Annotated in this window: 17 protein-coding genes, 1 tRNA gene and 1 rRNA gene; 11 read left to right on the forward strand and 8 right to left on the reverse strand. The window is 44.2% G+C overall.

The window, feature by feature from the left end; all coding sequences use genetic code 11:
* Nucleotides 1-5: 5 nt before the first annotated feature.
* From rrf to cqsA, 5 genes are all read left to right on the forward strand, one after another.
* Nucleotides 6-121, forward strand: a 5S ribosomal RNA gene (gene rrf / locus KI743_RS05515).
* A gap of 69 nt (nt 122-190) precedes the next feature.
* Nucleotides 191-281: transfer RNA gene (locus tag KI743_RS05520), tRNA-Ser, on the forward strand.
* Nucleotides 282-498: 217 nt separating this feature from the next.
* Entirely contained in the window at nt 499-945 is a 447-nt protein-coding gene (locus tag KI743_RS05525; protein ID WP_285465495.1) for a hypothetical protein, read from the forward strand.
* A 332-nt stretch (nt 946-1,277) separates the two neighbouring features.
* The gene (locus KI743_RS05530; RefSeq protein ID WP_285465496.1) at nt 1,278-2,267 is read left to right on the forward strand and encodes a zinc-dependent alcohol dehydrogenase family protein; all 990 of its coding nucleotides are present in this window, start codon (nt 1,278-1,280) and stop codon (nt 2,265-2,267) included.
* A 265-nt stretch (nt 2,268-2,532) separates the two neighbouring features.
* Complete coding sequence (gene cqsA / locus KI743_RS05535; RefSeq protein WP_285465676.1) at nt 2,533-3,765, forward strand: alpha-hydroxyketone-type quorum-sensing autoinducer synthase; 1,233 nt, start codon at nt 2,533-2,535, stop codon at nt 3,763-3,765.
* Nucleotides 3,766-3,848: 83 nt separating this feature from the next.
* Here the strand turns inward: cqsA and KI743_RS05540 are convergent, their stop codons facing one another.
* From KI743_RS05540 to KI743_RS05570, 7 genes are all read right to left on the reverse strand, one after another.
* Nucleotides 3,849-5,894 carry a hybrid sensor histidine kinase/response regulator gene (locus tag KI743_RS05540; RefSeq protein ID WP_285465497.1) on the reverse strand — a complete coding sequence of 682 codons (2,046 nt, stop codon included), beginning with the start codon at nt 5,892-5,894 and terminating at the stop codon, nt 3,849-3,851.
* Nucleotides 5,895-6,144: 250 nt separating this feature from the next.
* Nucleotides 6,145-7,467, reverse strand: coding sequence for a CoA-disulfide reductase (locus KI743_RS05545; RefSeq protein WP_285465498.1), 1,323 nt, complete (start codon nt 7,465-7,467; stop codon nt 6,145-6,147).
* A gap of 75 nt (nt 7,468-7,542) precedes the next feature.
* A complete protein-coding gene (locus tag KI743_RS05550; RefSeq protein ID WP_285465499.1) occupies nt 7,543-8,949 on the reverse strand; it encodes a cation:dicarboxylate symporter family transporter in 1,407 nt (468 codons plus the stop codon).
* 31 nt (nt 8,950-8,980) lie between these two features.
* Nucleotides 8,981-9,364, reverse strand: a complete 384-nt coding sequence (locus KI743_RS05555; protein ID WP_285465500.1) for a RidA family protein — start codon at nt 9,362-9,364, stop codon at nt 8,981-8,983.
* Nucleotides 9,365-9,389: 25 nt separating this feature from the next.
* A complete protein-coding gene (locus KI743_RS05560; RefSeq protein WP_285465501.1) occupies nt 9,390-10,058 on the reverse strand; it encodes a transcriptional regulator in 669 nt (222 codons plus the stop codon).
* Nucleotides 10,059-10,537: 479 nt separating this feature from the next.
* Nucleotides 10,538-11,875: an MATE family efflux transporter gene (locus KI743_RS05565; protein ID WP_285465502.1), complete on the reverse strand. Its 1,338-nt coding sequence runs from the start codon at nt 11,873-11,875 to the stop codon at nt 10,538-10,540.
* 100 nt (nt 11,876-11,975) lie between these two features.
* Nucleotides 11,976-12,968 (reverse strand): AraC family transcriptional regulator, encoded by a 993-nt coding sequence (locus tag KI743_RS05570; RefSeq protein WP_285465503.1) that lies wholly within the window; start codon nt 12,966-12,968, stop codon nt 11,976-11,978.
* Nucleotides 12,969-13,088: 120 nt separating this feature from the next.
* Here KI743_RS05570 and KI743_RS05575 point away from each other — a divergent pair, with 120 nt between their 5' ends.
* Complete coding sequence (locus tag KI743_RS05575; RefSeq protein WP_285465504.1) at nt 13,089-14,459, forward strand: serine hydrolase; 1,371 nt, start codon at nt 13,089-13,091, stop codon at nt 14,457-14,459.
* A gap of 206 nt (nt 14,460-14,665) precedes the next feature.
* Here the strand turns inward: KI743_RS05575 and ppsA are convergent, their stop codons facing one another.
* Nucleotides 14,666-17,038 (reverse strand): phosphoenolpyruvate synthase, encoded by a 2,373-nt coding sequence (gene ppsA / locus KI743_RS05580; protein WP_285465505.1) that lies wholly within the window; start codon nt 17,036-17,038, stop codon nt 14,666-14,668.
* Between the two features lie 178 nt (nt 17,039-17,216).
* Between ppsA and KI743_RS05585 the strand changes: the two genes are divergently transcribed.
* The 5 genes from KI743_RS05585 (at nt 17,217) to KI743_RS05605 (ending at nt 20,575) form a co-directional block, all read left to right on the forward strand.
* Nucleotides 17,217-18,050: a pyruvate, water dikinase regulatory protein gene (locus KI743_RS05585; RefSeq protein WP_032550172.1), complete on the forward strand. Its 834-nt coding sequence runs from the start codon at nt 17,217-17,219 to the stop codon at nt 18,048-18,050.
* Nucleotides 18,051-18,695: 645 nt separating this feature from the next.
* Nucleotides 18,696-19,151, forward strand: a complete 456-nt coding sequence (locus KI743_RS05590; protein WP_050487356.1) for a hypothetical protein — start codon at nt 18,696-18,698, stop codon at nt 19,149-19,151.
* Nucleotides 19,152-19,154: 3 nt separating this feature from the next.
* Entirely contained in the window at nt 19,155-19,658 is a 504-nt protein-coding gene (locus KI743_RS05595) for a hypothetical protein (protein WP_150868582.1), read from the forward strand.
* A 39-nt stretch (nt 19,659-19,697) separates the two neighbouring features.
* Nucleotides 19,698-20,108, forward strand: coding sequence for a hypothetical protein (locus KI743_RS05600; protein ID WP_285465506.1), 411 nt, complete (start codon nt 19,698-19,700; stop codon nt 20,106-20,108).
* Nucleotides 20,109-20,317: 209 nt separating this feature from the next.
* A complete protein-coding gene (locus tag KI743_RS05605) occupies nt 20,318-20,575 on the forward strand; it encodes a hypothetical protein (protein WP_285465507.1) in 258 nt (85 codons plus the stop codon).
* Nucleotides 20,576-20,749 lie beyond the last annotated feature (174 nt).

The following is a 20,749-nucleotide window of genomic DNA, read 5'->3' on the forward strand; positions in this document are numbered from 1 at the left end:
ATTTGCTTGGCGACCATAGCGTTGTGGACCCACCTGATTCCATGCCGAACTCAGAAGTGAAACGCAATAGCGCCGATGGTAGTGTGGGGTTTCCCCATGTGAGAGTAGGACATCGCCAGGCTTTGATTTGGTTATTTGCTATGCAAATAACAACCTCAACAGTGTACTAATCTGTTGATGACAATTTGTTGGAGGGATGGCTGAGTGGTCGAAAGCACCGGTCTTGAAAACCGGCAACCGTTAATAGCGGTTCTAGGGTTCAAATCCCTATCCCTCCACCACCATTTAAAAGCCCGCTGAGAAATCAGCGGGCTTTTTTCATTTCTGCAGTCTTTATCACGACTTTAGCTTCACTTTATGTTTCTAAGAGGTGTTAACCTATAAAATTCTTTGTTTAATTACGACCTAACAGTTTGTAATTATTATGATTATGGTAGGCCTCCTCGAAGAGCTATGGTCGGGGAGAGGTTATGATTCACCCGAAGTATGGTTTGAAAAGTGGAAATAAAAGGAAAGAAAGTTAGCACTTGGATTGTATGTGTACTGTTCATCCATATTTTGGCTTTTTTCTATCATACTTATCTAGAAATAACGAGTTTACCTATTCAGGATGTATTGCATGGTGTAGACGGAAATACATCATTTACTATCGCGCCAAGTCAGGAAGCGAAAGAATTTGGATTGAAAAAAAATGGTGTGTTAGGAAAGATGTATGAGTGTATTATACAGTTCAATAAGAGTAGCCGAAGAGAACGTCCGAAGTTAACCAAATCAGGATGGCTCGATGTTCGATTAAGTGATGTAAACATTACATTGAATATGACGATTTCAGAAGGCAATGTAACTAAATTAATTACGAAGGGCGTAGATAAAAATGGGAAAAAGCTGAATGTAGATGTAGTCTATTTGAAGTGTCCGATTAGCCTGTTAAACGAAATATACTAATGATCTTCTTGGCCGTGAAGTGTGACTCGATTACTCTCTTCCCTACTTTTTAATCCAACGTTTATAAAATATTTCCATCCTTTAATTTCCCGTTAGGTATGCCGCCAAAACAAATTTGTTGAGAGCCAGAGACGCTAGCTTCGGCTCTTTTAGATCTCTACTTTTCCATTAAATCCTTACTTCGATTAGATTCGAAGATTGTCTCTCCAAATGCTCAATTCTTAACAAAAACTTAAAACTGATTCTGTGCCTTGTCGTCTTATAAACCTCACAGTGCTGCCTATACTAGTTGCGTACAAACAACGTAAAGCAATGGATAGGGGTTCTACGGTATGAAAGCGACAGTGATTCGTAAGTTTGGCGGTACAGAGGTATTTGAAGTAGCAGATATTGAAAAGCCAGAGGTTAAGGTTGGTCATCTATTGGTTAAGGTTGAGGCTTCTAGCGTAAACACGGTAGATATGATGCTACGTGAAATGGGTGAAGCGCTTCCCTTCCATCCTCAATTACCAGGTGTTCTCGGTATGGACTTTGCTGGCACTATAGAAGCTGTTGGTGAAGGTGTTGCAGGTTATGCGATTGGAGATGAGGTATATGGCTGTGCTGGCGGTTTAGGGGACTTACAGGGCTCATTGGCAGAGTTTATGTTAGCTGACGCCAATCTTGTTGCTCACAAGCCGAAGAATATCTCCATGCGTGAAGCTGCTGCCATTCCACTAGTGGGTATTACTGCTTATGAAGGACTGGTGCGAGCTGGTATCACGGCTGGGCAGAAAGTTCTTGTACATGGTGGGGCAGGTGGTGTTGGACATATCGCACTTCAATTGGCAAAACACTTCGGAACGGATGTTTATGCTACCGGTACTCAGGGTGTCAAGAATGATCTGATTACAAAGCTTGGCGCTACTCCTATCGATTACAGAAACGAGTCAGTGGCAGATTACGTTGCCAAGCATACTGATGGTGTTGGTTTTGATTTGGTGTTTGACTCGGTTGGTGGTTTGAATCTCAATAACTCCATTGAAGCGACTATGCTTAATGGCCAGATCGCAACAACAGTCTCGATGAATGAACTCGACCTCACTATGGTTCATCTAAAGGGCTTGTCACTGCATGTTGTGTTCATGTTGATCCCGATGATCCACAACGTTGGTCGACCTGAGCACCACAAGATCTTAAAAGCTATTGCCGATATTGTCGAAGCCGGCGAGCTTACCCCGGTTGTCGATAGTCAACGCTTCACATTAGAAGAAGCAGGTGCTGCGCACGAACGTTTAGCCAGCGGTCAGGTTACCGGCAAGGTGGTTGTTGATATCTCATAACAGTGTGCTCGACCAGTAGTCTTCAACCAATTTACTATCTGAAAATGCTTTGAATTAATGCTCACGTTGTTACACCGCAGCGTGAGCATCATCATTTTTCGAGCTTGAAAAACATCGTGAATCTTTGATTTTTAGTACACCCGAGTAAAGGGTGTATTCCCGAATCCTAATGACTGTTCCCCCTCCTTAAATCCTTAAATTCCGAGTTTGCAAGTCGCTGCAAAAATATGCAACTCACCACTTAACAGGTGCGTTTTTTTCTTCAATATACAGCTGTCAGCGCTGGCGTTTTTCTGTATTACGAAGAGAACTTACTATGAGTAATAATTCTAAAACAAAACCATTACCTTCCTTTGTTGAGGAACGCCTTAACTATTTTATTCAAGATCTGATTGCGCCGAACATGAACAAAAAGCACTTGGTACTGGGTCAGCGCCCAAGACCGAGTTCTGTTGTGATGCAAAGCAATGACTACTTAGCTTTGTCGAATCACCCAGAGATCCAGCAAGCGCATAGAGGCGCAATAAAAAATGATAGTCAAAGCGTCGTTATGTCTTCGATCTTTTTGCAAGATGAAGACTCTAAACCCGAGTTTGAGCAACAACTAGCTGAGCTAGTCGGAATGGAGAGTTGTTTGTTGTCTCAATCAGGTTGGGCGGCGAACGTCGGTTTATTGCAGACGATATGTGCTGAAAATACACCTGTCTATATCGATCACTATGCGCATATGTCGCTCTGGGAGGGCATACGTGCCGCCAATGCGGTTGCTCGCCCATTTCGACACAACAACATGACCCATCTGCGCAAACAGCTTCAACGCCATGGAGCAGGTGTAATTGTGGTCGACTCTGTCTACAGCACGATTGGTACTGTCGCACCTCTCGCTGACATCTACGAAATGGCTCAAGAGTTTGGCTGCGCACTAATTGTCGATGAGTCCCATTCCCTAGGAACCCATGGGAAGCAAGGAGCGGGTCTGGTGCATGAACTCGGACTGACTGAGCAGGTTGATTTTATGACTGTGAGTTTGGCTAAAGCTTTCGCTTATCGGGCTGGTGCTATTCTTGGTCCGAAATCAATGGCAGATTCACTGCCTTTTGTCGCGTTTCCTGCAATATTCAGCTCGACGGTGTTGCCTGAGGAAGTAAGTCGTTTAGAGAAGACACTGCAGGTTATTAAAAGTGCTGACGAGAGACGGGAGCGGTTGTTTGAGCGCTCTACATTACTGAAAAATGGCTTGTCAAAGATAGGATTCAATATTCGCAGTGAATCTCAGATTATTGCATTGGAATGTGGGAGCGAACGAAACACCGAAAGAGTTAGAGACTTCTTAGAAAACAACGATGTGTTTGGCGCGGTATTTTGCCGGCCTGCAACCGCGAAAAATAACAACATCATCCGCTTTTCCGTGAATTCTGACTTGAGTATGAGCGACATTGATCATGTGTTGACGGTGTGCCAACAGGCATTTAATCACAAGGATCTACAGTTTGCGTAGACGAAAACGGCACTCAATTAAGATAGGGTAGTCGTAAATACACAAATAGAGCTCAGTGAAATACTGAGCTCTTATTCAAGTGTTTAAACCCAGTTGGCAATCTTATCGAACAGACGGTTTTTATCCGCGGGCTTAACAATAAAGTCGGACATTCCTGATTCGCCAATCTGCTCAAGCGTGACTGGGGAACTGTCGCCCGTGTGTGCAATGATAGGAATCTTTGAATAAGCTTTGTTGGATCCTCGGATACGTCGAGATGCTTCAACACCATTCATGACTGGCATCTCAATGTCCATAAGGATTAGATCTACATTACTGTTGTCTAGGGCATCCAACGCCTGCTGACCGTCTTCTTTTTCGATGACTTCAAAGCCTTGTTTGGCGATAAGCATTGCAGTAAATCTGCGCAGTGACTCATTGTCGTCAACCACCATAATCGTACCTTTCTTAGAGGTCTTAAGCGGTTCGAAGTTAGAATGTGGTGACAGTGTTTCACTATCGAAAAACAGGCCGTCGACGGTTGATTTTGTATTGAGCAACCAAGCTTGGGTTTCTATCCATTTTACGTTAGGTAGCATAGAGCCGATTTGTTGGGTTGTTGATTGTTCATAAAGGTAAGCAACTCGCGCCTCAGTAAATGACAGCAGTGACTCAATTGCTTTTAGCTGCTTGGGTTGTTTAACGAGTGCTTCAGCGTCAACAAAGATAACATCAAACTCAAATTCATACTCTTTGCGACCCAGCGCTGATGCTGGGTTGATCACAGTTAAATCAAAGCCCATAAATCGGCTAATTTCGGTCATTCTTGTGGTCAGAATGTTTTGTTCGCAAATCATTAATACTGATTTCAGTTTAGTCAGGTCATTCTGGATCTCGGTCACAGTATTTGAACCTATCAATGGGAACGAAAGCGTGAACTGAGACCATTCTCCGAGTTCAGACTGGCACTGAATATCACCACCAAAAGCTTTCATAACTTTCTGGCAAAATGGTAACCCCAACCCGTAGCTACCCGACTTACCTGTGGTGTAGAAGTCTTGGAAAATATTACGCATGACCTCATTAGAGATGCCGGAGCCGTTGTCCGTTACTGTCACGCTGTTGGTCCTGCCCTCATTATACATCGAGACATGGATATGAAATTCATCCGAACTACGGTGGTGGAAAGCATTTTTAAACAAGTTATACATCACGTACTTGAATAAGGTGTCACTACCAAGAAATTCGAAATCACCTTGTACATTTAACGAGATAGCCTTTCTGTCAGTCGAGCGCTTGTAACTGAAGCTTTCGATCGCCTCGGTCACTACATTTTTCGCTGAGTGTTTCTTAAACGTTGACCGTGATATACGGTTCTCGTCAATTGACGTTAATAGAAGGTCTATCGTCTCGTTACCACTGCGAATGATGTTCATTGCATCGTCGCTGACTTTTTTAAGTAATACGACGTCGTCGTGTTTTAAGGTGTATTGACCTTGTGGTTCTTGCTTCGGATTAGGAAGTATCGATTGAATAACATCAATCGAAGTGAGCAAACCACTGAGTGGGTTACGCATTTCGTGGGCAATACCAGCACCAAAAGACTTAGCAAGAGACACTCTCGCTTCGTGTTCTACTTGGTTGCGAACATAGAACAAGTTACCGAACAGATAGATGAACAAGAAGATAGGAACATGCGTCCAGTCCATGGTGATATCAAGGTGAAACCCCTGTGCTACCCATGCACACAAGCTTGCTAACCCAATTCCCGCAAAGGTTTGAGCGAACATGACTTTGGTGATGTGAACTAGCAGGATATGCAGGAATATTGCTGCCATGAACGACATTACCCACACGTTCGACCAACTGTTCATCAGTAACATGTAAAAGAAGAAGCCGGGTAAGCATATTGTTGTGACGACTTGGTAGTACGCAGGGAGGTACTTTCTCCAGCGAAATGGGAAGCGATGTCGGTATATGATGCCGAAGAACAGTGTTGAGCAGAACACGCGCAATGGCAGGTTTTCATAGGGCTGCGGAAACATTAATTCCCAGACTATGTAATAGACTGGGAAGCCGACAAAGCCCATCCACCCAACAAGGGTCAGGTTTGGTTCAGCATATTGATAAACCTTGCGAATAGCATCCATATTGAATATTTAGTTACCTAGCCTAAGACGTATAAGAGTACTGATTTTATTTTTATATTTTCTTAGTGATTATATATCACTTGTTGTTTGTAAGCTTTTAAAGTTCGATCAAATATTGCACTAAGTCAGATTGTGGCACGAATTGATAGTTCCCATTTTGTTGAGCGCGGATAAACAAAAAAGCAGCCTGTGGTGGCTGCTTTGGGTAAAGAGCAGAGATGAGCCCAGCTCGGAAGGGCTTAAGCTTTCATTACTTCGCTACATTGCCTGCCACGTTTAGTGCATCCCAAGTTCGTGAGAACGGTGGTGCGTAACAGAAGTCCATGTAGCCGAGCTGTTGGGTGGTCATCTTTGCTGTGATCGCAACAGCTAACGCATTGATTCGGCCTACGGCTCCTTTTTTACCGACAATCTCGCCACCGAGTAAAACTTTGGTCTCTGGGTGGTAAACCAGCTTCACTTTGATGTCTTCTTGGCCTGGGTAGTAATCGGTCTGGTTTTTATCTGAAATGGTTGAAACCTTCACATCTAAACCGTGTTCTTTTGATAGAAGTTCAGATACGCCTGTGCATGCTAGTTCGTAGTCCAACACTTTCAAACAAGATGAGCCAAGGAAGCCATCCATATAAGTATCTTTTCCTGCCAACTTGTCTGCCATCATACGCGCTTGTTTGTTCGCTGTGGTTGCGAGTGGGACATAAACAGGTTTCCCTAAAGCCATATGGTGAACGACCGCACAGTCGCCGACAGCGTGGATATAAGCGTCTTCAGTGGCACCGAATTCATTCACCAACAACGCTCCGTTGGTAGCTTTTGGTAATTCGAATGCTTCGGTATTTGGTTTAAAGCCAAGTGACATGATCACCACGTCAGCCTCAATATTGCCGTTGTCGGTTTCGATGAGGTAACCACCTTGCTCTGAATCGCGAATAGCAGACACGCTGCAACTCGTTTTAAGCTCAGCGCCAGATTCACGAATCGCACCTTCTACCACTTCAATCATTTCTGGGCTAAATTGACGGCTCATCACGTGCTGCTCACGCTCAATGATGGTCACTTGTTTACCTAATAGATGTGCGGCATCGAATACCTCAAGCCCAATAAAGCCTCCACCAATTACGCAAACGCGTTGTTTACTGTTGTCCTTAAGTGCTTCTTTTACCGCCAAGCCATCTTCCATGCTGGTTAGCGTGTATACGTGCTCTGGGTTAAACTCGCCGAATGATGGCACTATTGGACGCGCGCCCGTCGCAATCACCAACATATCGTAATCGATGGTGCTTTCTTCTCCTTGGTGACGAACTTTAATCTGCTTTTCAATGCGGTCTAGTGCGATCATTTCAGTTTCAATACGCACGTCTAAACCAGATTTAATCGCCTGTTCTGGCGTTCGAGAAATCATCCGCTCGGTGTCATCAAACATACCACCCGCGAAGTAAGGCAAGCCACACGCTCCGAACGAGATGTAATTGCGCTTATCCAAGACAATCACCTCATCAGATGGTTGATTACGTTTGTACTTTGCCGCGAAACTCATACCAGCAGCACTACCGCCTATAACAACAACTTTCATATTTACTACCTAAAAACCTGAATTCAGGGAGACAAAAGAGCACCCATGTTGAGTGCTCTTGATAAATGCTAAGAATTACACTGCTGCTTCTTTTGTTACTGTAGCAGTGGCGTCAGCGTTGTATTGTTCAGTGTTTAGCGAGCCATTCTTCTTCGCGGTTAGAACACCAGACAACATAGAGCCTGAGATATTAAGCGCAGTACGTGCCATATCGATTAGTGCTTCAATAGAAACCAGAATCGCGACGACCGTAATGTCTAGACCCATGATGGTAAGTACCGCGACGGCTGCGAACGTTGCACCGCCACCAACACCTGCGATACCGAATGAAGCAATCGCGATAACTGCAATCAACTGTAGGATGAAGCCTAGGTCAACTGGCATGCCCATGACTTGTGCTGCCATGATGGCTAACATTGCTGGGTAGATGCCTGCACAGCCGTTTTGACCGATACTGGTACCGAATGTCGCTGACATGTTTGCTGTTTCTTCGTCGACACCTAGTCGTTGAGTTTGAGTTTCAACGTTGAGTGGGATAGCTGCCATGCTTGAGCGAGAACCAAAGCCGAACACCAATACAGGCCAGATTTTCTTCATGAACTTCGCTGGAGAAAGACCGAACATAGATACCATCACGAAGTGGATAGCGAACATCACACCGATTGCTACATAGCTTGCTAGTAGGAAGCGACCCATTTCAGCGAGTGCGAACAAGTCGTTGGTCATCATGAACGTGGTCATCAGAGCGAATACACCGTAAGGCGTCAGCTTTAAGATTTCACGCACCATTGAAAGCACCACTTCTTTTGCAGAGTTGATGAAATCAACGAAGTTTTGCACTTTCTCAGGCTTACGGTTTTTCACTTGCAGGATACAGTAGCCAAGGAACATACCGAACAGCACTGTCGATAGTGTTGACGTACGCTCTGATCCAGTCAGCATGTCGAAAATGTTGGTTGGGATGATAGACAACGCCATACCCGACAAACCGCTACTTGCCATAGCGTCTTGTGTTGCGACTAATGAGTTTCCACGTGCCTCGATAGCGCTGTTGGTGCCAATAGTGCTCACTAGCGCATTAGCATCGATACCAAATAGGTAAATGCTTGCGATACCTACTGCCGCTGAAATGGCACAAGTGAAAAGTAGAATACCGATGATTTTTGGTGCGATGCGTGACAGGGCACCACCACCTTCTACGTTCATGATCGAAGAGATCATCGCTACGAATACTAGCGGGATAACGATCATTTGTAGCAGTTTGATGTAGCCTTTACCAAACACAGAAATCAGCTCAGCAAAACCAGCCGTTGCTGCATTGCCGACACCAAACACCAGTTGAATTGCACCACCGAACAACAAGCCGGCAGCAAGCGCACTTAGTACGCGGAAGTTGAAACTTTTTTTCTGTTTTTTAAAGTTCGAAAGTAGTGCGTAGAACCCGAAGAACAGTATGCTTAATCCTAAAAATGAAACGCTCATGAGAATCTCCTATTGACCCCATTAAATTCGATTATTTTTTGTATGCGATGGCTTCAACTTCAACCAGTGCGTCTTTTGGTAATCTTGCTGCTTCAACACAAGAGCGAGCAGGTGCGTTCTCGGTGCCAAACATTTCGGTATATACCTCATTAAAAGCAACGAAGTTCTCCATATCTGATAAGAAACACGTCGTCTTTAATACTGTCTCGAGGCCAGCCCCACTTGCTTCTAGAACGGCTTTTAAGTTTTCTAGAGACTGACGAGCTTGTTCTTTAATGCCGCCCTCAACAAACTGCATGGTTTCAGGTACCAGTGGTAGTTGGCCTGAGGTGTAAACCATCTCTCCGTAAGCCGTTCCTTGAGAGTAAGGACCGATAGCCGCAGGTGCTTGTTCAGTGGTAATGATTTGTTTCACGATATAACTCCTAACTTATTAATTTTTATTCTGATTTAAATTCACGGATAAACTTGTAGACGGCCTGACGGCTTATCCCAAGTTGTTCGGATACTTGCGTGGTAGTTTCTTTTAATTCAAAGACACCGTTATCGAATAGGTTGCGAACAATGGCTTTGTTGTAGCCCTTTGGTGAGACGGTTTCGTCTTGATCGACTTCTTGAATCGCGGCGCTGAGAGCCTGTTGAATTACATCGTTGGCGTTGTTGCTGAATGTTTCGCTTACCAAGGTCTGAGGCGCGTTACATTGAGGCATCAAGGTCTTAACGATCTCTGGAAATGGGAATGACAAGTTCATGTTGATACAAAGCATGCCAATCGGCTTTTTATTTGGACCAGCTAGTATGCATGTCGTTGATTTTAGTAAAGAACCATCTGCTGCGTTGGTGAAGTAGCTTCTTGGCGACACTTCTCCAGTTTTCTCGAATGTGCTCCACATACGTAAACCTAAGTCAGTAATAGGCGAGCCGATTTCTCGGCCGGTATGGTGACCGTTGACGATCTTGACCACTGAATTTTCGAGGCTTTCAAAAGAGTGGATCACCACCTCGCAGTAAGGACCAATTAGGTCGGCGATTGTGTCTGCTAAGCGAAAGTAATTGCTCAAACACTCTCTATCTTCATCACTGAATCGAACTTGTTTTACACTCATCATTTCGGTTTACATTTTTGAACTCAATGACTGAAAGCTACTCCTTTAGTGGTAATTGAGCAATCTTGAGTAAACTTCTGTAAACCGAGAAAATGTGATGTAAATTCCAACAATTTTTCTGTTTTTAGCTGGTCTTATGGATGATATTTGAACAAGGTCACTAGAAAATGGAGATATGAGTTTAATTTCGTAAACCACATCAAAGTTTATTTATTTAAAACCAAAGATTGCGTTTTTGAAGGCTTTAATGATCTAGGACAAGTTCTAATGAACGCTGAAAAAACAGACCGATTTATTTCTTAAATACATAATATGAATGCATTTGTTCTATAAATGGAATGATGGCTAATGTTAGGTGATCAAATTGAAGTTTAGAGCGTTTGGACTCTCAAAAAACGCTATTGATAGGGCAGGGATTTAGTCTTAGATATGAAAAAGCAGCCGAGGTGGCTGCTTTATAATTGTGAATAAGGTTAAGCGTATTATTCGGTTGCCATCTTTAACTCAACTTGTTTTAGAGCACGTTGAGACATCAGCCAAGCGCAGCTACCAGCAAAGATATTCCCCACCATAGCGCCCCAGAACAGACCTTCAATTCCCGCGACTTGAGAGCCAATCCATAAACAAGGTAAGAAGAAAGCAAACAGACGCAGAGCTGAAATTGTCAGCGCGGTATACGACTTACCTAGTGCGTTTGATACCGATACCATCAACATACAAATACCTAGAGGGCCAAGGCTGATTGGGACAATCATTAGGTGGTAGTTCAAGATTGTTGTTACATCATTGTCGGTGGTCATTAACCCAGCTAATCCGTTTGAGAACAACCAAGTAACGAGTGCAATCACGACCTGAAAACCAAGCACAAAGGTAGCGGCTATCTTGATTAAACTGCGAATGTCAGTCAGGTTTTTTTCACCTAGCATTCGACCAACCATTGGTGGCATCGACATGGTTAGAGCCAGAACGGAGACGATAGAGAAAAACTCAAAGCGTGAGCCCAATGCCCAAGCCGCAACTGCAGCGGTACCGTAACTTGCTAGTAGTTTGGTTGCCAACATTGAGGATACTGGGGGTAGCAATTGGCTGATCATTGCAGGTCCCATAATATGGCCAATTGATCGAACACTTTTGCTAATGTCCAAGTCTTGCCAATCGAAAGTGAGCCAATGTTTCTTGGTAACCTTAGGTGCCACAATCAGGATACCCACGCCAAAGGCGATGATCGTTGCGATCGCCGCACCATTGATGCCTAAGTCCAGAGTGAAAATGAAGATCGGATCGAGCACAAGGTTAATCAAACTGGTGGCGATCATCATAGTACCTGGAAGCATGGTATTGCCATTGGCACGACAGACGCTATAGAAGAAATACAGCATTGCACCTGTCCACGAGCTGACGAGCCAGTAGATCCAGTAAGAATCAATGATTGGGAATACCGACTCTGGAGCGTCCAACAACTGCAAAATAGGACCGCGTATTAGGTAAATGATCACCGAAAATAGCGCGATACCCACACCGCCCATTGCAACAACCAGTCCCCCCAGTTGTTTTGCATAGCGTGTCTTTTTTGCACCAATTGCACGAGCTATCACAGCAGTGGTTGCGATCCCCAACCCGACTTGAATACCGATGATGATCATCTGTATTGGTAGCGTAAAGCCTTGAGCAGCAAGGGGCAAAACACCCAGTTGACCGATAAAAGCACTGTCTACAAGTTGGAAGCTCATCAGTGATAGTACGCCGAACAGCATCGGCCAGGTCATGGTGAAAAGTTGCCTGCTCAGGGAAGGAGAGGGTGTCGCAGTTGTTGAATTCATATCAGTCTTTGCATTATTGAGGGGACGGCGGTTCACCGTTCAATGTAGATTTGGCTAAAGGATAGCGTAATGTCTTGCGGATACCAATACGCGGTATTGTCTATTCTGTGTTGCGATAATTGCGTCGATACTGTGGTGCAGTGACATCTGCCCACTTTTTGAAGGCGCGATTGAAGTTACTTAGATCACTGTAGCCGACTTGCCAACTGATCTCTTGTACTGATAAGTCGGTCTGCTCTAACAACTGTGTCGCTCTTTTATAACGCACTTTCTCTTTCTCATCTTTAAAAAGAATGTCACGGCTTTTTAGATTCCTTTGTAGGGTTCGTTTCGTCATACCGAGCATCTCAGCAAACCAATCTATGTTGAACCATGGCAGAGTGGCATAAGTGTTAATCAAAGTGATGACTGAATGATGCCAGTCGAACGATGCGGTTTTTTCCGCTATCGGTCGGTAATCTTCATTGAGTGGGATGACAATAGCTCCATACGGTTGTTGAAACTGTATGTTGGAGTAGTGAAAGTGGTGAGGAAGTTTATTGGCATTTTGGCTAGATGAGACTAACTTCGCATGTGAAGGCTGCCAACGCTCTTCGATAAAGATTCGGCATAGGCTGATTATAGTGAGCGTTCTAAACCATTCAGCTTGTTCAAATCCCGCTGTTGAAGGGTGATAACAGCTGCGATGACAAAGCCACCAAAAACCGTCTTTGTGTTCAGTCCAAATGGTAATGTGGTTACTAAGGTTTTGAATCTCGACCACCAAACAACGTATCGCCTGCTCAAGAGAATCACATTGCTGAATCTTCTGATGTAAAGCCGGAGATAGTTGTTTAAGTGTCGCTTTGATTCCGACTTCAATACCTATGGCGTAACCAAATTTGCGCTCAAGTAGGTCGATAAAGCGGACTAGGTCTTGAGTTGGCAGCCATTGATTGGATTTAGTCAATTCAAGAGGTATGCCACACTCTGTTGCAATGTTGCGCCAATCAAGTGAGCATTTATCACAATACTCAATGTAAGGAACAATATTGCTAGTGGAGCTCAACAGAATGTTAGTAGTACTGGCAGTCGCCTTGTTCACGTTGGTCATAGCCCTTATCGATAAAGTGTCTCACTAAAGATAGCGTCGTCATATTCAAATGTCACCAAATGACCTAATTTGATTAGTGCTCTCTCCTTATACTCCTCTCAACCCAAAGAGGAGAAGCACATGAAACTTAAACCCCTTGCGCTAATTATTTCATCACTGGCCGTTTCATCATTAGCTATTGCATCAGATGTAGTAGCTCAAAACCCAGTTGAGGCGGCGCTTCAAGTTGAAGGCGCTCAAGTGACACTGACCGTCAAAGACGCTGCGAATTCATTTACCCCAGAGTTTGTGGAATCAGCGCGTGAAAACTTCAACAACTTCCATTGGCAGATGGGTGGTGACCACAGCGTTTATTACAACATGCACATGGGGGAGTTTCTTCCGACTGCTCTAGCTGCGCCAAATGCGCACTACAAGCCGCTAGTGAAGAATATCGACCCTCGTTTGGCGAAGCTAACGGTCGAAACAGCTGCCAAAGGTGAGCTGACGATGGAGCAGTACCTTGCTGATGAGCAGTTTAGAACTCAAGGTTTTATGCTGATTCATAAAGGCGAGATCGTGTATGAAGCGTACCCAGGTATGAGCCCAACAGATACTCACGTATGGGCTTCAGCGGCCAAGACAACGGTTGGTGCCGTGGTTGCGATGCTGGTGGAAGAAGGCAAAGTCGACCCAGAGAAATCTATTACTCATTACGTGTCTGAGCTTAAAGGCACAAACTGGGATGGCATCACCGTACATCAAGTATTAAACATGTCAACGGCACTCGATAACGAAGAAACGCTAGCATCAATCCTTAACCCGGACTCAGATGTTGTGCGCTTCTTTGCGGCATCTTTCAACTCTCCTCGCGCAAAAACAGGCGAAATGGAAACATGGATGGAAGTGGCTCAAGGGGCACAAAAACTGGATGGCGAACAAGCAGGTGATCACTTCCGATATGCGTCAATCAATACCATGGTGCTGACGAAGCTTGCTGAGAACATCGAAAACAAAACTTGGACAGAAGTGTTTGAAGATCGCGTTTGGTCGAAGGTGAATGCGCGTCAACCAATGCAGTTCAATCTAACGCCGGACGGCATGGCAATCGCAGTAGGTTTGGTTTCGACAACGGTAGAAGACATGGCGCGTTGGGGCACCTTGTTCACACCAAGCTGGAAAGCTGTGGCGGAAGAGCCTGTGATTTCGCAAGCGGTGATTGATCGCATCCGTAACAGTGGCGATCCGAAAGCCTTTGTTGGTACGAGTAAAGAGACGAGCTCTCTACACGCTTTCCATGAAAAAGCCGACTACAACGCGTATCAATTCGACTTCATCTTCAATGATGGTGCAATGGCGAAAAGTGGCAACCTGGGTCAGTTCATCTACATCGACCCAGACCGTGACTTTGTTGGCGTGATGTTCTCGAACAATCCATACCACTCAGGTTTTGGTGAGAACAAAGGTCCAACGTTAATGCGTTCTGCAGCGAAGCTGCTTGCTGAAAAGTAATATCTACCCATCAACAGCGCTCGCACTTGGTGGTTGAATACTCGCTACGATTTAACCAAGGGTGATATCGACGTAAATGGTGTGAATCTGGATAGTGATTGGCAGTCTGAAGCGTGGGTTGGGGTTCGATACTATTTCTAGGGAACGGCTGAAAAACAAAAGCCAGTCATAATGACTGGCTTTATTAATCTCTCGATTAGAGAAGGTTATTTGTTAGCAACATTGCCTAACTTCAACCATGTATCGATAACCGTATCTGGGTTTAGAGATACAGAGCTGATGCCTTGCTCCATTAACCATTCAGCTAGGTCATCGTGATCCGATGGACCTTGGCCACAGATACCTACGTATTTGCCTGCTTTGGTTGCAGCATCGATTGCCATCTTCAGCATCGCTTTCACGGCTGGGTTACGCTCATCAAATAGGTGAGCAACATCACCAGAGTCACGGTCAAGGCCAAGCGTTAGCTGAGTCATGTCGTTAGAGCCGATAGAGAAGCCATCGAAGTACTTCAAGAACTCTTCAGCCAATACTGCGTTAGATGGCAGCTCACACATCATGATTACTTTCAGACCTTGGTCGCCACGACGTAGGTTGAATTTCGCTAGAAGATCGATAACCGATGCCGCTTCGCTCGGAGTACGTACGAAAGGAATCATGATTTCAACGTTCTTAAGACCCATCTCGTTGCGTACGCGTTTGATCGCTTGAGTTTCTAGCTCAAAGCAATCTTCGAATACGGGAGAGATGTAACGAGAAGCACCACGGAAGCCCAGCATTGGGTTCTCTTCATGCGGTTCAAACTCTTTACCACCGACTAGGTTGCTGTATTCGTTAGACTTAAAGTCAGACATACGTACGATCACACGTTTAGGCCAGAACGCAGAAGCGATAGTCGCGATGCCCTCTGTTAGCTTGCTTACGTAGAAATCGATAGGATCTTTGTAGCCACGGATACGCTCAGTGATTTCAGCTTTAAGCTCATCACTCTGTGCATCAAAGTTAAGTAGCGCTTTCGGGTGAATACCGATCATCTTGTTGATGATGAACTCTAGACGAGCCAGACCAACACCTTCGTTCGGGATTTGAGCGAAGTCGAATGCACGATCAGGGTTACCTACGTTCATCATCACTTTGGTTGGAAGTAATGGTAGTTCGTCAACAGCAGAGCGCTTGATTTCGAAATCTAGTTCGCCTTGGTAAACGTAACCTGTTTCACCTTCTGCACACGAAACCGTCACTGTAGAACCATCTTCTAGGCGGCTTGTTGCGTCACCACAACCAACAATGGCTGGGATGCCAAGTTCACGAGCGATGATTGCTGCGTGACAAGTACGACCGCCACGGTTGGTTACAATCGCAGAAGCTTTCTTCATCACTGGTTCCCAGTCTGGGTCAGTCATGTCAGTGACTAGAACGTCACCTTCTTGAACCAAAGACATTTGATCCAGTGAATCAACCAAACGAACAGGGCCAGAGCCGATACGTTGGCCGATAGCACGACCTTCAACGGCTACGTCTGCTTTGTTGCTTAGTTCGTAACGCTCAATGACGTTTTGCTCGCTTTGAGAACATACGGTCTCTGGACGCGCTTGAACAATGTAAAGCTTGCCGTCGATGCCATCTTTCGCCCACTCAATATCCATTGGACGTTGGTAGTGCTTCTCGATGATCATCGCTTGTTTTGCTAGCTCTTTGATCTCTTCATCGTTCAGTGAGAACTCGTTACGCTCTTGAGTATCTGTGTCGATGATATCAACTTGCTTACCGATCTCTTGGTTAGTTGAGTAGATCATCTTAATCAGCTTAGAACCGAACGTTTTCTTAACGATAGGGTACTGACCCGCTTCAAGCATCGGCTTGTGAACGTAGAACTCATCTGGGTTCACTGCACCTTGAACGACCATTTCACCAAGACCCCAAGATGAAGTGATGAATACCACTTGATCGAAGCCTGATTCTGTATCAAGGGTGAACATGACTCCTGAAGAGGCCTTGTCTGAGCGAACCATGCGTTGGATGCCCGCAGAAAGCGAGATACCACGGTGGTCAAAGCCTTGGTGTACACGGTAAGAGATAGCGCGGTCGTTAAACAGAGACGCGTATACGTGTTTTGTTGCTTCTAGAACAGCATCGATGCCTTTAACGTTTAGGAAGGTCTCTTGTTGACCAGCAAACGAAGCATCAGGAAGATCTTCCGCCGTAGCCGATGAACGAACAGCTACAGACAATTCTTCATTGCCTTCGATTAGCTCACGGTAGTTATCGCGGATGTCTTGCTCTAGGGATTCTGGGAAAGGGGCTTCAAGAACCCATTGGCGAATCGTTGCACCTGTCTTGCGCAGAGCTTCAACGTCTTCAACATCAAGTTCATCAAGTAGTTGGTGAATGCGCTCATCAAGACCTTTGTAGTCTAGGAACTCGTTAAACGCATAAGAAGTGGTAGCAAAACCATTTGGTACAGAAACACCAGCATTGGATAGGTTAGAAACCATCTCGCCGAGTGAGGCGTTCTTACCGCCGACCTTGTCGACATCTTCCATGGATAGGCCATTGAACCATAGGGTATTATTTTGCATTTATTTCTCCAGAAACATAGCAAGTTTTGTAGGGATTTAAAGGCAAACGATTACGTCAGAATTGAAAAAAATGTTAAAAATTTTTCAAACCTGTGGGGAACGTAATAGTCAGCAGGCTTTTGTTATATATATTATGGTGTCCATCCTACTCAAAATAATTTTAAACATTAAATAAAAAATGCAAATTGATATTCAAAGTCGTGATGTATTCTATGTTTCTGATGGAACGGCTATAACATGTGAGACTTTAGGGCACGTTGTTCTAGGTCAATTTCCCTTCAAAGCTAACGAAAAAACCTTCCCGTTTGTGGAAAGCGAAGACAAATTGAGTGACCTACTCAAGGAGATCGAGATTTCCTACCAAGAGACAGGTTACGAACCGTTGGTGTTTTTCTCGATTGTTATCCCAGACATCAAGAAAAAGCTGTTGGCGGCCCCTGCGCACTGTTATGACGTGTTAGAGAGTATTGTGCAGAAAGTGCAAGACGACACCAAAATGGCACCTAAACCGAAGCTGCAGCGCTCGCGTAGCGTTAACAAGGATTCTGATAAGTACTTCGATCGTATTGCGGCGATCGAGTACACCTTAGCGCATGACGATGGAATTACGCTAAGGGGACTAGAAGAGGCTGATATTATTCTGCTTGGTGTCTCTCGTAGTGGTAAGACCCCAACTAGCCTCTATATGGCAATGCAATTCGGATTGCGTGTGGCTAACTACCCATTCATCCATGACGACATTGCGAGATTGAGACTCCTGCCTGAGTTTGAGATCCACCGTCATAAGCTATTTGGTTTGACGATCGATGCAGAGCGTTTAACTGAGATTCGTGAAAATCGTCTAGCGGGAAGTGAATACGCGAGTGACTCGCAGTGCCTTTACGAGTTGCAAACGGTAGAAGGGCTTTTTCGTCGTGAAGCGATCCCATACATCAATACCTCTTCACTATCGGTTGAGGAGATCTCAACACGCATTTTAGAGCGAACAGGATTGAGACGCCGACTACTTTGATCTTTTGTTGATTAGACGATCTTGCCGTTTTATTTGAAGCGGCAAGATCACCACTTGTCCAAACTTCTAACCACTTCTGACGTCATTCTTCTTCTTGAAGCGATCTCTCTGTCATAGAAAACCCACTTCTACTGTTTGTTTTGCCCTCTCCTGTTAGAGGTTGTTCAAGACAGTGTCATTGCTGCGTAAATAAATACTCATTGTCTAAATAAAATAATTGAGTGGCGCAAAATGGTAAAAGATCGGGAATTATCTCCAATAGTCTAGCCGTAACCAATTTGATTGAGGTTATACCTAGATGAAAACCACCATATTAATTCTGTCTGCTCTATTAACAATGAGCCTGCCTGCTATGGCTAATTTACATGTGTGGGATCAAAAACAGTTTCAAGCATATTCCGATAAAACTGAAGTTAAGTTCACTTTAATAAATAAGTACAACAAAAAGGCGGACTATTACTTACGAATCGATAATAAGTCTTTTCCGAATAAATTGAGCTTGGGGCCAAATCAAGATATCGAACTCAATATTAATGTTAAGACACCAGCTGGTCAGAAAACCAAGAAAAAAATATGTACGAGAATGGTTACTGATTCACCTAATAGCTATGAAGTGTGCACTAACATTAAATTCGAAAGGTATTGATGATGAGGCGAATATTCTTATTGATTTTGACGTTATTTGTCCCCGCATTGACGAGTGCTAACCCGATTCCGAGTGTCTCCAATCCATCAGGAACCGACCGTGTTCGAACTTCGGAAGGCGCGTCATGTGAGCAAGCCATTTCGACCGGTAAAACCATTCAGTTTGGTACTTATGGTGCAACGGGCAATGAAGACAGCGACAACTATTACGGTGGCGATCCAAATAATTATTACCACCAAAACCAAGATGAAGCGGGTATCTACGCTGCTATCACCTTCCAATTTGGTGGAGAAGAGAGAGTGGATTGCTCGCGCTTATACGAATTTGAATTGAGAGAGAGGAAGAGAGAAGAAGAGTTAGCTCAAGCAGAACACGAGCTTAAATTACTGCAAATTGAAGCTGAGAAGTATCGTCTTCTCAAGATGAAGCAAATGAATACAACCTTTTCGGAGTAAGTGATGAGTAAGGGAAAGCAGTTAATGCTAATGACAGCCTGTGGCGTGTTGTCTGTGTCAACGGCGTATGCAGTGCCTCCGGGTCATGGAGATGAAGAAGTTACCAGTGGCGATGTGACCTTTTCGGCTAAAGTGGAAAAGCAGTGTGGTATCGATGTAACGGCAGCCTCGGCAGATCTTGCTTTTGGCGACAACTATCTCGACTCAACCGCCCAAGTAAAACTCATTAACAATGAGAAAGACGGCAAGATTGAGTTTAGAGTCGAGCCAATCAAGACAGAAGACCTTGGTGACCAAGTCACTAAAAATGATGTCCACTTTAGAGCTGAGAGTTCAGTGTCGGCAGACATGAGTGCTCCAGACTGGGAAGAAGGGATTGAATTCTCGCGTGATGACCTTCGGTCGAACAACTTAGTTAATCTAGCCGCTCGAGTTTCCATCGACGAAAGTAACCTTGATGCAGATGATTATGAATTGGTGACCAATTGGATTATCGAATGTGATTAACAACTAAAACCCTCATAGGAGGTTTTTTTAGGTCGAGTGATGAAAACAATGTTATTTCTTTTCCTAGTGCTGTTTCTTTCTCCTTATGCGCTGAGTCAGAAAAATAAAGATCATAAAAATGGAGGAGAGTTTAATAAACTTTGTGAGAGTGGATCAGAATATCATGAGAATCGGATATTTGATGGGTTATCTAGCTCGGAATATATTAATTGGACTCAAGTAGAGTTAATGAATGTAAGTAGTCGTTATGATTATTCTTCTACCATGATTAATCATGCACGTGATGAATATATATCCTGCGACCTTATTGTAGAGTATAAATATAACGATAAGAAGATATCCATTAACTCTACATATTTGGTATCACTAGAGAATGATCAAATAAAAAATACTGAAACGTCTACCAAAAAAGCAGTTAGAGACTTTATTGTAAGGGTGATAGTCAATTGAAAATCAAGATTTGTCTGTTCGCTTTTATGATGCTCCATGCGTCACACGGGCTTGCGGCCACAGAGCATAAGAGCCTCAGATTTTCTAAGCATGTGCATGAGCAATGTGGCATCAAAGTAATTGATAACGCCGGAGAGTTAAATTTTGGGCATCGCTATGATGGGCAAGCACTGAACTTCGAGCTGACATCGAATAGAAAAGGTGGGCGTGTGAGACTAAAACTGGTCCATTTTGACCTCGGTAGCTTTGAGGGCACGGTTGACCCGTCGCAAGTGTACTTTCGGGTAGATGGTGCTTTCCGTTACCAAGGCAACGTCGATTTCTGGCAGCAAGGCATTGAACTAGAAGCCGATTTCCTGCGTGAATACCCTAGCGTCACAGTGAGTGCGAGAATTGAATTTCAAGATTACAATGCGCCGGCAGGTGAACATTTCATCAATATGGAGTGGGGAATTGAGTGCTATTAGATCTTGAACGAATATGTTCAAGTAAAACCTATATTCACATCTGTATACATATTTAATATGAGATAAGTGGCATTTATTCTTTGCCTGTTTGCGCAACGACTATCTATGCTTTTAAGTACGGTTACTGAAGTAATCGACAATTAATTACAAAGATAGACGTCAGGTTCACAAAGG

This window comes from Vibrio sp. D420a (assembly GCF_030248625.1).
GTDB classification, from domain to species: Bacteria; Pseudomonadota; Gammaproteobacteria; order Enterobacterales; family Vibrionaceae; genus Vibrio; species Vibrio fortis_A.

Excerpts from the sequence above, each read along its gene's own strand:
- KI743_RS05530 (WP_285465496.1), top strand. The coding sequence starts at position 1,278 with ATGAAAGCGACAGTGATTCGTAAGTTTGGCGGTACAGAGGTATTTGAA.
- KI743_RS05540 (WP_285465497.1), bottom strand. The coding sequence starts at position 5,894 with ATGGATGCTATTCGCAAGGTTTATCAATATGCTGAACCAAACCTGACC.
- KI743_RS05545 (WP_285465498.1), bottom strand. The coding sequence starts at position 7,467 with ATGAAAGTTGTTGTTATAGGCGGTAGTGCTGCTGGTATGAGTTTCGCG.
- KI743_RS05550 (WP_285465499.1), bottom strand. The coding sequence starts at position 8,949 with ATGAGCGTTTCATTTTTAGGATTAAGCATACTGTTCTTCGGGTTCTAC.
- KI743_RS05560 (WP_285465501.1), bottom strand. The coding sequence starts at position 10,058 with ATGATGAGTGTAAAACAAGTTCGATTCAGTGATGAAGATAGAGAGTGT.
- KI743_RS05565 (WP_285465502.1), bottom strand. The coding sequence starts at position 11,875 with ATGAATTCAACAACTGCGACACCCTCTCCTTCCCTGAGCAGGCAACTT.
- KI743_RS05570 (WP_285465503.1), bottom strand. The coding sequence starts at position 12,968 with ATGACCAACGTGAACAAGGCGACTGCCAGTACTACTAACATTCTGTTG.
- KI743_RS05575 (WP_285465504.1), top strand. The coding sequence starts at position 13,089 with ATGAAACTTAAACCCCTTGCGCTAATTATTTCATCACTGGCCGTTTCA.
- ppsA (WP_285465505.1), bottom strand. The coding sequence starts at position 17,038 with ATGCAAAATAATACCCTATGGTTCAATGGCCTATCCATGGAAGATGTC.
- KI743_RS05585 (WP_032550172.1), top strand. The coding sequence starts at position 17,217 with ATGCAAATTGATATTCAAAGTCGTGATGTATTCTATGTTTCTGATGGA.
- KI743_RS05590 (WP_050487356.1), top strand. The coding sequence starts at position 18,696 with ATGATGAGGCGAATATTCTTATTGATTTTGACGTTATTTGTCCCCGCA.
- KI743_RS05595 (WP_150868582.1), top strand. The coding sequence starts at position 19,155 with ATGAGTAAGGGAAAGCAGTTAATGCTAATGACAGCCTGTGGCGTGTTG.
- KI743_RS05600 (WP_285465506.1), top strand. The coding sequence starts at position 19,698 with ATGAAAACAATGTTATTTCTTTTCCTAGTGCTGTTTCTTTCTCCTTAT.